This window comes from Dictyobacter vulcani, assembly GCF_008974265.1.
Classification (GTDB): domain Bacteria; phylum Chloroflexota; class Ktedonobacteria; order Ktedonobacterales; family Ktedonobacteraceae; genus Dictyobacter; species Dictyobacter vulcani.
In genome coordinates this window covers 2,423,469-2,436,286 of the sequence record NZ_BKZW01000001.1, presented here as the reverse complement: position 1 = coordinate 2,436,286, position 12,818 = coordinate 2,423,469, and the positions used below count along the sequence as shown (strand labels likewise).

Below are 12,818 nucleotides of genomic sequence, written 5' to 3'. Positions count from 1 at the left end.
CTTAGGCAATGGCGCAGAACAGTGTGGACAATACATTTTATTCAAAAGTTGTCGCCCCCTTACCTCACATTAAAAGGCACGCAGCCCTATATATGAAGTGTACGGAAGAAGATGAACACTGTCAACTCTACTTATCATAACGCACCAAATGGACAAAAATCGCATATTATCTATCCGAATAACACCTATGTGGAATAAGATAGCCTTTACGTACTGCATATATAACGGATGAGCTACTAACTGGTGACAAATTCGTTTTATAGTAGGATGAGACGACAATCATGTGTGACGCGCCGAAGGAGATATGTATGGAAGACCGCATTGGTCAACAATTAGGTAATTATAAATTATTACGTTTACTTGGGCAAGGAGGATTCGCCGACGTCTATCTGGGCGAACATATCCACCTGCGCACCCAGGCTGCGATCAAAATTCTGCAGGTTCGCCTGGGAGAAAGCAGCATTCAAAACTTTCTCAATGAAGCCCGGACCATTGCGCATCTGGTCCATCCTTCAATCATCCGTGTGCTCGACTTCGGCGTCCAGGATAATACTCCTTTCCTGGTCATGGACTATGCTCCACGTGGAACGTTTCGGCAACGCTTCCTGCAAGGTAGTCCACTGCCAGCGGCTATGCTTGTCCCATACATCAAGCAAACAGCGGCGGCACTACAATACGGGCATGATAAAAAACTCGTCCATCGCGATGTCAAACCCGAAAATATGCTTTTAAGCACGAACGATGAAATCTTACTGGCAGATTTTGGGCTGGCCTTAATCGCATACAATACTATCTCCCGCTCACCAACCGAGACCGCTGGCACCGCCGCATATATGGCTCCGGAACAGCTACAAGGAAAACCACGTCCCGCCAGCGATCAATATGCGCTGGGCGTCATCGCCTATGAATGGCTTACAGGTACCTGTCCATTTGAGGGTTCTTTCTTTGAAGTCGCCAGTCAACAGGTCCTCGCACCACCTCCATCAATATTTGAGAAAGCACCGCAAACATCAAAACAAGTTGCAGCGGTAGTGATGCAGGCGCTTGATAAAGATCCCCAGAAACGCTTTTTACATGTACGCGACTTTGCCCAGGCCCTGGAAGAAGCCTCTATGTCTAATCAACATTATCCTTCGCGCGCAACTGCCAGCCATAAGGGAAGCAGTACATCAATGGATGCAAGATTACTTGCAGACAGGCGCTCTAATGCATTTCCGCGGCCAGCCCAACCAAACAAAACACCAATGCAATCCAACTCGCTGACCAATCTACCAACGTTTCCAGCATCCAATCCCAATGTCTCGTCGACCACACACCAATCGTTGTCAGGCGTACGTATCATCCCGCCCGGAGCTAATTCCCAGCCCAGTATGTCTGGCTACCCGGTATCCGCTCAACCTCCAGCGCCATCAGCCAATCCCAATACAACTCGGCAGTTCTCTCCCAGCCAGTCAGCACGGCAGTTCTCTCCCAGCCAGGCAGCGCGGCAGTTCTCTCCCAGCCAGGTATCCCAGACAAATATGCCAATATTCCCGGCAGGAACTGGATCACAGGCTAATATGCCCACGCCTTCATCCTCGCAACCTCTGTCAGGCGGATCACGTCCCCTTCCTCAGGGAAGCCATATGACGCTCGCAGGTATTCATCCAACACCCGCCAAACCAATACATTCCACAGAAGCTACCAGGAAAGTTATGGCATCCAATCAAACCAGTTTTACTGGAGTGCCTTTTCAAGCGAACAGGACTGAAACAGGTTTTCAATCCAAACCATTGACAGGCAGCGGACAACTTCCGGGAGCTATCAATTCTGGTGACAAACAACCAGCGGCGAATTCCAGTAAAAACACCTTCAGGTCGCTAGCACAAACAAAAGCAAAATTTAATCTCAGTACCAGGAACATTATTATTGTGGCCTTTGTGATACTACTTATTATCGGCAGCATCTTCGCAATCTCAATGTTCAATGGTTCACACGAGACGGCACTCGAACGTCAAAATGCCAGAGCCACCCGTATCGCTTCTCACGCCCTGGCAACGGCACAGGCAAAGCAATCTATCCAGGCCACCCAGACCGCGCAAGCCAAAATAGACATGACCAATACGTATCTTCCAAACGGGACCAGCAAACTTGTTCTGGATGATCCATTGACCAACAACCGCAATAACTGGCAAGAAGGCGTTGATCCAACTGGTGTAACTGGAGGAAAATGCACCATCACAGACAAGGGCTATCAAGTCGACGGGTCAAACCTGGCACCAACGCCCTGTTTTCTACCGCAGCATCCTCACAGCAACTTTACCTATCAGGTTAATATGAACATCACCAACATTGGTCAGCGTTTTAGCGGAGCCGGCATTATCTTCCGTGCCAATAGTGATACCAAACAATACTATTTCTTTGAAATATTTGGTAGTGGCAACTACTCACTACAAAAATGTTACACGATAGGCTGCATCAACTATATAGATGGCTACAAAAATGGTAAGCAGGCCCTGACCACCTTTAAACAAGGCAACAACGTTACCAATGTCCTGGCAGTTGTGGCGCAGGGTACGAGCATTTCTCTCTACCTTAACAAGCAAAAGGTCAGTACAGTCACCGATCCATTCGGTGCTCCCTTTGACACCGGAGATATTGGCGTCATGGCCACCGGAGGCAATGATACCGGAGTTGATACTGCCGACAATACCATCACCACAGCCGTCTTTAGCCACGCTAAAATCTGGGACATTCAAGGCTAGAAAACAATACCATCACAAAAAGGGATTTCCTGGTAGTCACTTACCGGGAAATCCCTTTTTGTATAAAAAATGAAGCTATCGCTGAAGTTGATCCAGCCAGGATCTCGCTCCACGAATATCCTCGTGACTCAAGCCATGACCGACATTGAGCCAGTGCGCCGTTACTGTCGCGCCAGCCTGCTGGAGTAGTTGTATCAATTGTTCGGTCTGTTTTGCAGGCACGATCGGATCGGCACGGCCCGCGCCGATAAAAACAGGCGTAGTTGCGAGATCAGGCAATTCATCCAGGACAAAAGGAACCATTGGACGGAGCAAGATAGCTCCTCGCAAGACTCCAGGCCTCAATAGCAGCATACTGGCCGCGATATTTGCTCCATTAGAATAGCCGATCGCAATAACATTGGTAGCATCAAAATGATATGCCTCACTGGCAGCCTGTACAAAATCGGCCAGTTCATGCGTGCGCCGCTGCAAATCCTCGACATCAAAGACCCCTTCCGCCAGCCGACGAAAGAAGCGGGACATCCCATTTTCCAGTACCTTGCCACGTGGACTCAGCAGTGCCGCACCAGGAACCAGCATGCGTCCCAGATCCAGCAGATCATTTTCGTTCCCTCCGGTCCCATGCAACAGCAAGAGAGTTGGTAGCGTCGAGGGTGAAATCCCCTCTGGAGCACTGGCTGGTACAAAACGGTGCACAAAATCAGTGAATGCAGGAATAGAGTTTGTATTCATTTGTATGGCCTTATTTACCTTGTGCAGATGCTGGCAGGGTGATTGGAGGTAGCTTACGCTCAAGCTCGGCACGCCGTGACTCAAACCATTCAGGCAACTTCAGATGCGTACCCAATTCAGCAGGATCCTCATCGACCGCGAAGCCCGGCTGATCGGTTGCGATCTCAAACAAGACACCACTGGGCTCACGGAAGTAGATGGAGTGGAAGTAGTTACGATCCAGGATCTCGGTTACATGCAAACCAACATCAGCAACACGCTCCCGCCAGGCCACCTGATTTTCATCGGTTGCCGTACGCCAGGCCACATGGTGAACCGACCCGACAGCTTCCTGTCCACGCCGCTGATCGGGTACATCCAACACATCAACCAGCGTGGCCAGACCAGCATCCCCAACCGCATAACGCCGGCGATTTCCCAGTTGGCCCGTCTCATGAAAACCCAGTACCTGAGTCAGAACTTTGGCTGTGGTCTCCGCATATGCAACCGAGAGCGTCACACTATGAAAACCCTGCGTCGCATATTCAACAGGAATTGGACCATCAGCCCAGGCAGAGCCTGCATCACCACCACGATGAGCAATGAGCTCCAACGACAATCCATCTGGATCCTGGAAAAGCAATACTTGATCATCAAAACGTGGAATAGGTCCCTCGACTGAGACACCATTACGTGATAAACGGTCCTGCCAGTATGCCAGCGCAGACTCAGGAATCGAGAAAGAGATCGCCGACACCTGACCAGATCCAGCTCGTCCTTTAGGATAGCCAGGCCATGAAAAGAAGGTCAGAATAGTGCCAGGCCGTCCAAGTTCATCCCCATAATAGAAGTGATATGTATCAGGGGCATCGAAATTCACTGACCTTATCAGTTTCACAAAAGGTACACTTCGAAAAACTACTGCACAAGGTACGTATATTATTAAAAAAGAACTAATCATAGAGTACCACAAAAAAGCCTGACTTTAATTGCTTCTTAAAAAATTGTGCCTTAGATAAAGTGATACCACCATATACACCAATGCAGAAACGGGGATAAAGTAGCTATTCATTTGCCTAAACTCCTTTGTTCTCTTCAACTTCACGGTTTTAAATGCTTACTATGTGCCTCTACATAGTAAGCATTTCTATATCGCGACCCACAAGCATGTCAGAAATCATCTATGTATAACCTAGACAGGCAAATCGTTTTACCCTTTGAACGCCTATCCGTTCTTAAATAGTAGATCATCTATTCTTGGTGAGGGTAATAAATGCAACAAATGCTTCCACAGTTAGAGCCACCAAGCAAGCCTGATAAAATGAAAGAGCTTGGTTGGCCTATCATCATTGTCATCGCTACTTTACTTGGCACAATACTTGGTTCAATAATTGCTGCTATCATTCTTGGCACAACACATATCATAGATTTCAGCTGGCTGATGATTATTCTGGGGTGCGGGATGTTTGCAATAACTGTTTTCTTTGTCCTATATAGTATCAAAACAAGACAGAGGTTTCAGGAGCAATACAACAAAGAGCGCGCTTCCACTCAAGTGGAATATCAAAAGTTCATACAACGCTGGGAAAGCTATTTTAATAATGAACGATTCCGCTGGGATGACTGGGCGGTGGACTTTTCTAGACAGAGCGATAAAGAACACAGGGAGAGTACAGAGGAATTGAAACGACAATGCATGGAAGCTATTTCTGATGCAGAACAACGGCTTGATGGTAGTGTAAAGAATACCCAATCTATCTTCACCAGTTCAGTAGAAAGCTATAAAATCGCTGTAGACCATTATCAAAAGCAATTAATCAACGTCATGAGACAGATAGATGCACTTGAAAAACGACTGGAAGAAAAGGCGACATCAGACAAAGAAGAGTAGTTACCTGAATTAATTATATGGAGTGAAGCCAAATAGCCAAGCTCTCTGACCAGTCTACCACCAATTGATTTTGTTTGTGGTCTGGCTATTTGGCTTCACTCCAACCTAGCTTTTTCTGTAACTACTCAGAACCCCTTTTCCACAAAGGGAAAAGCTGATAAAATGTGAACATGAGAGAAGAAGACGTTAGGGAGCTACAAAGCGCATTTCGCGAGTTGAAAATCGCATACAGCGAACTGCAAGAGAAGGTGAAACAGCAAGATCAGCACATCGAGGAACTGCGAGGGCAGTTGCTCAAAGAGCGTCTGCGCAATCTGGAACTGGAAAAACGGTTGGCCAAAGACAGCCGCAATAGTAGTAAACCTCCTTCCAGCGATGGGTACAAGCGCCAGCAAAAACGGCGAGAGAAAAGCCAGAAAAAGAGTGGAGGGCAAAAGGGTCACAGCGGTCATCAATTGGCTCAGGTGGAAACGCCAGATGAGGTGATTGAGCACCGAGCCAGAGACTGCCAGCACTGTCAGCACCCCTTATCGCAGACAGTAGGGGTGCTGAAGGAACGTCGTCAAGTGCATGAGTTGCCACCCCTGCGTTTGCAGGTGAGGGAACATCAGCAGATCGAGCAGATCTGTCCCAGATGTGGTGGGCGATCCTGCGGGAACTTTCCCCCAGGAGTGGATGCAGCAGCCCAGTATGGTCCCAATGTGCGAGGGTTGGCCGTCTATCTTTCCCAATTCCAGCTCTTGCCTCTCGAAAGGATCACCGAACTCTTTGCTGATCTGCATTTAGGCACCGTGAGTGAAGGGAGCATCGTCAATTGGGTGCGTGAGGCAGCCAAGAACTTGTCCTTGACGCAGCAAGCCCTTGAACGACTCGTGCTGCAGAGCCGACTGGCCCATGTGGACGAGACGGGTGGTCGTATTGAGGGGATCTTGCATTGGTTTCACGTTGTGAGCACACGTGCTCTTACGATCTACCACTGGCATCGCAAGCGAGGGCATGAGGCCATGAATGAGATGGGACTGCTGCCTCTTTACACGGGTCGGCTCGTGCACGATCGCTGGAAAAGCTATGATCAGTATCGCTGTGAGCATAGCCTGTGTGGAGCCCATCTGTTGCGTGATTGCTTGTTTGTTGCAGAAGAAGAAAAACAACCATGGGCGCAAGAGATGTACATTGTCTTGCTTGAACTAAGTGAGGCGACCAAGCAGGCGCGCGCCTGTGGTCAAAAGACCCTTGATCCAGCGATCCGCACACGCTGGTTGGCTGCGTATTTTGAGGTGATTGGGCGTGGCTATCGTGCCTGGGATGAGGCGCACCCGCCACCGGAGCCCACCGCCGCCCGCAAACGGGGTCGTCCCAAACAAGATCCTGGCAAAAATCTCCTTGATGCCTTCCTCCACCGCGCCGATCAAGTGCTCGCTTTTGTGGATGACTTGACCGTGCCCTTTACCAACAATCTAGCGGAGCGCGACTTACGCATGATCAAGGTGCAGCAAAAGATTTCCGGGACCTTTCGCAGCGATGCGGGTGCCACTGCCTTCTGTACCATTCGCAGTTATTTGAGCACCATGCGTAAGCAAGGGCATTCCATGCTCGACGCCCTTGCTGCTGTCTTTCAAGGTTCCCCGCTTCCCATTGCTTGGGAAGCTGGGTCCTGAGCAGTTACCTTTTTCTTTATTCTGTTGGGCCTGATAGAAACTGTATCACCCGGGAATTGTTTTATTGCTTTTCTTGCTTTTCTTGCTTCTCAATGGTGTACCTATAATGTAAAAGAATTTGTAACGGACAATGCTACTAAAAAAGGACATAAAAAACGGGCTAGCAAAAAATCTAGCCCTACTTATATCGTCTGTATGTAACCCTAGCGTCTAAATATGACAGTTTGCTTATCTCTGCTTCTGAAGGTGCTAGCCATATGGCCCACCCTCACTGTACCAACGGTGTGGCCTGCTGTGGCAGAAACAGCTTCTATCTTCCAACCAAACTTGCTAGATTCTGTTATTTCACGTTCCATTAGTCGTAAGTTTGTGTATTCTTTTACGTGTGTAGGCTCTGTGGTGACGTGATACCATCGTGTAGCTGCGTTTCTTACTGGCTTGCTTCCCAATGCTGAAAAGAATGTCAGGAGTATTTCATAGTCTTCGGCGTTAATAATTTTAATAAATTCGAATCCGCTATCTGTATGTACTTTCACATTTTTCAAGAAGGGAACATTTTTTGTCTTCGCTTCAAAGTTTGTTATTTTAGAACAGGGGATAGACCACAAAGGTTTACGGCCTTTGTTGGCATATAAAACATCATCATCTTCAAGATACACAGTGTAGGGCGCTTTTGTGGTTACAAATTTCATCTATTTGTGCTCTTCCTTTCAAGAAATAACCCGACATAAGGTTTATTTTATTGTTCTGTCCATGCAAATCCATATATTATCATGATAATTATAAACCCATCTATATATTATCACCTATTTTCGTCATATTGCTTGCTCTTTACCTGTTATTTGATAAATAAATAACTATAGAGTTGAAAGGAACACAATGGCAGTAGAGAAAAATATCGTCCAATGTATCAGCATTACAAAGTGAAAAAGCGCTATAACCTGATAAGAAAACAGGCATATAATGCTCCTTTTAGCTTGATTAGATTAAAAAATTCTAAATTGTATAAAGTATCCGTAACCTTGATTGACGCTAAATTCAGGGAGGAACATACAGCGGAGGAGTAAATACAACCAATAAGAGCTTTGCCTATATGGGCCGCTATCGTATTCCCTATATCATTACTCGCTCTATTCATTACAGCCCAAGAAGAGAAAGCCAATATGAACCAGGAAGATAAGCTGGCAATAGGATAAGAAAGAATTTATAGTGGTAACAAGGGAGAAATGGATGGGTTTTGACCTCCTGTTACTGCTTTCGCATGTATCGATAAAGCTCCTGGTGGCTATCCCAGAACTCTTTAGGCAGATCGTTTAGAGGAAACATTATGGTACTTTGACCCCAGCGTGTTTGAATGTGCGTGAACTGATAACCATCTGGTAGTGTCACGGTATAACGTGAGCTCTCGACAAAGGGTAGCAGCTCTTCTTGATAGGTGCCCTCAGGCAACGTTATAGAGATGTTTTCCCCCAAGGGTTTTATGCTAATCCCATGGGCCTCCAAATGTTTGGTTACAACTTCTGTTAATTCAGCGATAAAAGGGGGCATGATGATCTTGTCGAGGAGTTGCCTACGTCCTGATAGCAGGTAGTACATACGCGTCATGATAATGCCGACCTCTCTAGTGCAAAGGATCTTGCTAGCTGTTTGCCAATCGGTCTAAATATTCCTCTACAGTAGTTGTCTTATTGACAGCCATCTTTTCTAAGATGTACCCATGGTATTTGACGGCAGTCTCTTTAGAGCCTAGCTCAGGATTGTGTATATTCCATGTCTTTTCGATCCGACCAAAGATATTCCGTTGGATCTGTACGCCGCCTTGATCATCATAAAATCGGAAAGTATACATACTGATTCGCTCTAGCCCTTCTTGTGCCTCACTTGATAGACCATGGCTCATCTTGTAACAGGTAAAGATGTTGGTGTTTACCCAATTGCCGCCTGAGTTCATAAGAGCACACTCTCTTTGCAAAGTTCAATCGTAAAGTCACTCAACAAATAATGAGTGTGTGCGATCTGGTTAAAGGCATCTACAAGCTTTAGGGCTATTGGTTCAGGGATGGCTATCCCAACAAAGAGGCAGTCAATAAAGCAAGGATTCATCAGTGTCTTAAAATACAAATCCTGCTTTGTTATATTCATAGCGACACACATTGAATAGAATCTCAACTTGCTTGGCTTGCCAACATTTGTGCTCATATAGTGCTACCTTTGTTATCCATGATATCCAACGGAACCAGGCCCCTCTAAGCCATTAGCCTGGTTCCATTGAGGTTCCATAACTAGCAGGCTATTCCATCAGACTGGGAAAGCTCCCACACGGGAGAAATTGGGCCAAAGGCAGCCTGATAGGCGGCGATAAATGTTTCTTTACTTCCGCCACTACCGCCGCCACTACAAAACTTGCAACTGATACTACAATTTCGGCAAGATCGGCAGGTTTTCCACTCTTCTTCGCTTACCATCACGGCTGTGTTGGGAATGTGATGGACAAACTTGCCAAGAATTGAAGTACAAAACTCCGCATATAAAACAGTGGTCAATATGTGTCCATGCCAGAGCATATCGACAAGATTACTGTACATGCCCAGTCCCTCATAACCCATTACAGCCAGGCAGAGAAACTTTTGATATTCAGGCAGCGCGACAGCAAAATCTTTGGATGTAACATAATATTCCTTCGCAACCACTAACCCGATTTCATCCCAATGTTGCCAGCTTTGAATGGAGGCTAACATCTCTTGTGCTGACTTTCTTTGCGTATTGTCTACTGACTTACTGGTAACTTTAAGAGCAGTAACCATAATGTGAACTCCTTTTCGTTGGTAACTCGCTAAGAACAGAAATGTATATCAACAATGTGATCCCAGGATGGTAACGGTACGAGCCTGAGGCCATTGGTGACAGCAGGAACGACGCTAACCCCATAGGCCAGGAGGGTTAAACGCTCTTTAATCGCTTGCCCCATCTGCCGATGATCCTCAGAGAAAACCGCATCAAAGTGCTGTACAACCTGGCTCCACTTATCATCAATAAGGACAAAGGGCTCCTGATTGTCCTTTTCTTGTTCGTAGAGCTTGATCAGTTTGTGTAAAACACTGTTGCAAAGAACAACCTGCATGGGATTAGGAAATGCTTTTTGCCGTAACCACTGTTGAGTTGCTTCATAAATAAGGCTTTGTTGCTGGCTATCTGCATGCTTGCGTACCGTAAAATACCCAACGCTCCCCATCGTTGCTACATGTGCTACGCCCCAAATGGCACCAGGAAGAGCACTATGCAGCGGAATGACATAGGGATGATGCAACAGGGTGGGGAAGTCAGTAATATCATCAGGCAATGGAATCCCCAACTCTTTGAAATAATTCATATTAGCCCTGAGATCCCCAGGTATACCGCCCATAGCAATCGTTCCATCGATATCAATTGCACAAAACACTTTCTATCCTCCTCCACTTGATGGGTAGGCTACGATCCTTTTGAACAAAGGAGCAGATCAATGACAAAAAAATACTCGTCCTATGTCTCCTGTTGCAGGCTCAGCCACAGACACCGCCGAACAACCCAGGTTTCACAAATAGCTCGCTGCTCTCCTTGATGGCACTTAGAAAACAATAACTATGTCTGAACTATTCGGCTGTGCCTATGGCTAATATCATCTTTTAGAGCTTAACCAATAGAGGATGATAAGAACACTGCATTTATCGTCTCTTCTACTGCATACTGCATTCAGTCTCAAAACTAGACACATTACTAGCTATGGCTCTATAATCATAGTGATGATAAATAGAACATAAAATCACCATAAATGTGCAGAGGGATGTGATGAAACGCAATAAGTTGGAAGAGGCAAGGACAAATAAACATTGGACCAGGGCAATAGCCGCTGAGAAGATAGGAATCGATCTTAACACCCTCTACAGGTGGGAAGTTGGAAAGACAACACCCAGGGAATATAATGTGCTTAAGCTTTGTGAGGTTTATGGTAAAACTGCCGAAGATTTAGGATTTCTACAGCCATCAATGATTGAAACTCACGAAGTAATACATACTTTAGAACCTGTCTTGCCTCAAAATAGTACGATACTGTCCCAGGTCACGAGTGCGATTTCTGAAGTTCTATTATCAACATTAGACCATCTAGGAGAAGGTCAGAACATGGATCAGCTACGTCGCCAATTGATGAAAGAAATAATTGAAGGGGCTGGAGTCGTTTTACTCTCCCCTCTGGCTTTACCACTTTTGGATATGCAGCAAATGCCTTCATCATCTGTCACGATTGAAGATTTTTTGTCACAGTCGGATGCTAGTATCAAGGCTTGCTGGCATATATCAAAAGATAATGGTCTTTTAATTGCTGAAGGGATATTATCTTCAACAATTCCAGCTCTCAATAAAATAATTAACCAACCATCAAAGTACCAGCGAATAGCCGCACAGATCGGGACCCAGGCCAATATCATCTATGCAAGTATTGCCATGCATAAACTGAATTTTTCAGCGCGAGAAACCTATTGCCTGGAAGCGATACGCAATGGGCGTCTATCAGGGGACAACAAGCTCCACGCGGCAGCATTGATGTATCTAGGGTATACATATTCTTTCTGTAAACCCTTACAGCCCAAAAAAGCAGTAAACACCTTCTTAGAAGCACTACACGTACTGAAAGATGAAGACGCTCTACTAAAAAGTGACATTTGTATGGGCTTAGCTGATGTTTATGCACAGTGTTCTGAGGAGAAGCAAGCACATAAGTATATCGAACAAGCACAACTTCAATTCCCGATGCATCCTGAACAAGATGCAAGTTATGTATATGCAGGATGTGACTTAAGTATCCTCTATCAATGGGAAGGGAAAATGTACTTAGATCTTGCTGCACATTATCCCAACAAAGATTATCAGCAAAGAGCCTGGAATGCTTTTGAAGAGGGTGAAAACATTCAGTCTCTATCTGCCTATAGCAACAACGAAACAATTATCTATCACGCCGATGCGGCTAGAGGCTTAGAGGATCTAGAGTTATATACAAAGTTGTTACGAGAAGGGACACAAATGGCGATATCGTTGGGAAGCAAAAAACGCTATAGTGAGGCTTTTGAAGTCTTCAAGAAGACTCCTGAAAAATGGAAACAAGAGCAGCAGATAAAACAGCTAGGAAAAGATTTATTCAGGCAGGTGCCAGGAAGGATTTAATAATGGATAGAGAGTGTATCGAGGTTCACACAACCATAGACACAAGAGAGGGTGCACAAAAGATTGCCGAGTCGCTTGTTGGAAGCCACCTGGCTGCATGTGTGCAGGTATCAGGCCCCATTACTAGCACGTATTGGTGGAAGGGCCAGATAGAAACAGCGCAAGAGTGGACATGCACAGCAAAGACAAGAAAAGATTTGTATAGCGCCGTTGAACAGGCTATTCGTGTCGCCCATAGTTATGAGGAACCTGAAATTGTTGCACACCTTATTGTGGCAGGAAGCAAAGGCTATCTTGATTGGATTTTAACAGAAACAACAGCAGAATAAACGTGGTAACCCACTTATTTAACATCTCTACATGAACAGAATAGGTGATAAAAGAAGTAGCCCTTTGTCTTGGTAACCACAAAAGGCATGAAAAAAGCCAGACCCTTAAGAGCCTGGCTTTTTAAGTTCATCTATTTACGAGATTGCTGCTTTACTAACGTTTGTCGTTGTTCTAAGATAAGCTTTCTTAAAGCATCAGCGATACTCGTCAAAATATCAATATCAGAAAAACCTTTTTGTTCTTGAGCCATTTCCATTCTACCCCTTACAAGTGCTAGCAGGTGGG

The 12,818-nt window shown here is 45.7% G+C and carries 10 protein-coding genes; 5 read left to right on the top strand and 5 right to left on the bottom strand.

The window, feature by feature from the left end:
- The first annotated feature begins 308 nt into the window (after positions 1–308).
- Positions 309–2,744, top strand: a complete 2,436-nt coding sequence (locus KDW_RS10180; protein ID WP_162005115.1) for a serine/threonine protein kinase — start codon at positions 309–311, stop codon at positions 2,742–2,744.
- Between the two features lie 75 nt (positions 2,745–2,819).
- Here KDW_RS10180 and KDW_RS10175 read toward each other — a convergent pair whose 3' ends face one another.
- A complete protein-coding gene (locus tag KDW_RS10175; protein ID WP_151755844.1) occupies positions 2,820–3,479 on the bottom strand; it encodes an alpha/beta hydrolase in 660 nt (219 codons plus the stop codon).
- Between the two features lie 10 nt (positions 3,480–3,489).
- Entirely contained in the window at positions 3,490–4,356 is an 867-nt protein-coding gene (locus KDW_RS10170) for a ring-cleaving dioxygenase (RefSeq protein ID WP_233097665.1), read from the bottom strand.
- 375 nt (positions 4,357–4,731) lie between these two features.
- On the opposite strand from KDW_RS10170, the gene KDW_RS10165 reads away from it, so the two are divergent.
- Together KDW_RS10165 and tnpC are read left to right on the top strand one after the other, a co-directional pair.
- Positions 4,732–5,349: a hypothetical protein gene (locus KDW_RS10165; RefSeq protein WP_151755842.1), complete on the top strand. Its 618-nt coding sequence runs from the start codon at positions 4,732–4,734 to the stop codon at positions 5,347–5,349.
- 170 nt (positions 5,350–5,519) lie between these two features.
- Positions 5,520–7,007: an IS66 family transposase gene (gene tnpC / locus KDW_RS10160; RefSeq protein ID WP_151754426.1), complete on the top strand. Its 1,488-nt coding sequence runs from the start codon at positions 5,520–5,522 to the stop codon at positions 7,005–7,007.
- A 203-nt stretch (positions 7,008–7,210) separates the two neighbouring features.
- On the opposite strand, the gene KDW_RS10155 is transcribed toward tnpC, so the two are convergent.
- The 3 genes from KDW_RS10155 to KDW_RS10140 all read right to left on the bottom strand — a co-directional run bounded on the left by KDW_RS10155 (position 7,211) and on the right by KDW_RS10140 (position 10,446).
- Positions 7,211–7,699, bottom strand: a complete 489-nt coding sequence (locus KDW_RS10155) for a hypothetical protein (protein WP_151755841.1) — start codon at positions 7,697–7,699, stop codon at positions 7,211–7,213.
- Positions 7,700–9,289: 1,590 nt separating this feature from the next.
- Positions 9,290–9,811: a UCP032817 domain-containing protein gene (locus tag KDW_RS10145; protein WP_151755839.1), complete on the bottom strand. Its 522-nt coding sequence runs from the start codon at positions 9,809–9,811 to the stop codon at positions 9,290–9,292.
- 29 nt (positions 9,812–9,840) lie between these two features.
- Positions 9,841–10,446: a hypothetical protein gene (locus KDW_RS10140; protein WP_151755838.1), complete on the bottom strand. Its 606-nt coding sequence runs from the start codon at positions 10,444–10,446 to the stop codon at positions 9,841–9,843.
- A 386-nt stretch (positions 10,447–10,832) separates the two neighbouring features.
- Between KDW_RS10140 and KDW_RS10135 the strand changes: the two genes are divergently transcribed.
- Both KDW_RS10135 and cutA read left to right on the top strand, forming a co-directional pair.
- A complete protein-coding gene (locus KDW_RS10135; protein ID WP_151755837.1) occupies positions 10,833–12,203 on the top strand; it encodes a helix-turn-helix transcriptional regulator in 1,371 nt (456 codons plus the stop codon).
- Positions 12,134–12,532, top strand: a complete 399-nt coding sequence (cutA, locus tag KDW_RS10130; RefSeq protein WP_198925239.1) for a divalent-cation tolerance protein CutA — start codon at positions 12,134–12,136, stop codon at positions 12,530–12,532. The genes KDW_RS10135 and cutA overlap by 70 nt, the downstream gene beginning before the upstream one ends.
- Positions 12,533–12,818 lie beyond the last annotated feature (286 nt).

What these genes read in the sequence shown, in the direction of transcription:
- KDW_RS10155 (WP_151755841.1), bottom strand. Translation starts at nt 7,699, where the DNA reads ATGAAATTTGTAACCACAAAAGCGCCCTACACTGTGTATCTTGAAGAT.
- KDW_RS10180 (WP_162005115.1), top strand. Translation starts at nt 309, where the DNA reads ATGGAAGACCGCATTGGTCAACAATTAGGTAATTATAAATTATTACGT.
- KDW_RS10165 (WP_151755842.1), top strand. Translation starts at nt 4,732, where the DNA reads ATGCAACAAATGCTTCCACAGTTAGAGCCACCAAGCAAGCCTGATAAA.
- KDW_RS10135 (WP_151755837.1), top strand. Translation starts at nt 10,833, where the DNA reads ATGAAACGCAATAAGTTGGAAGAGGCAAGGACAAATAAACATTGGACC.
- KDW_RS10175 (WP_151755844.1), bottom strand. Translation starts at nt 3,479, where the DNA reads ATGAATACAAACTCTATTCCTGCATTCACTGATTTTGTGCACCGTTTT.
- tnpC (WP_151754426.1), top strand. Translation starts at nt 5,520, where the DNA reads ATGAGAGAAGAAGACGTTAGGGAGCTACAAAGCGCATTTCGCGAGTTG.
- cutA (WP_198925239.1), top strand. Translation starts at nt 12,134, where the DNA reads ATGGAAACAAGAGCAGCAGATAAAACAGCTAGGAAAAGATTTATTCAG.
- KDW_RS10145 (WP_151755839.1), bottom strand. Translation starts at nt 9,811, where the DNA reads ATGGTTACTGCTCTTAAAGTTACCAGTAAGTCAGTAGACAATACGCAA.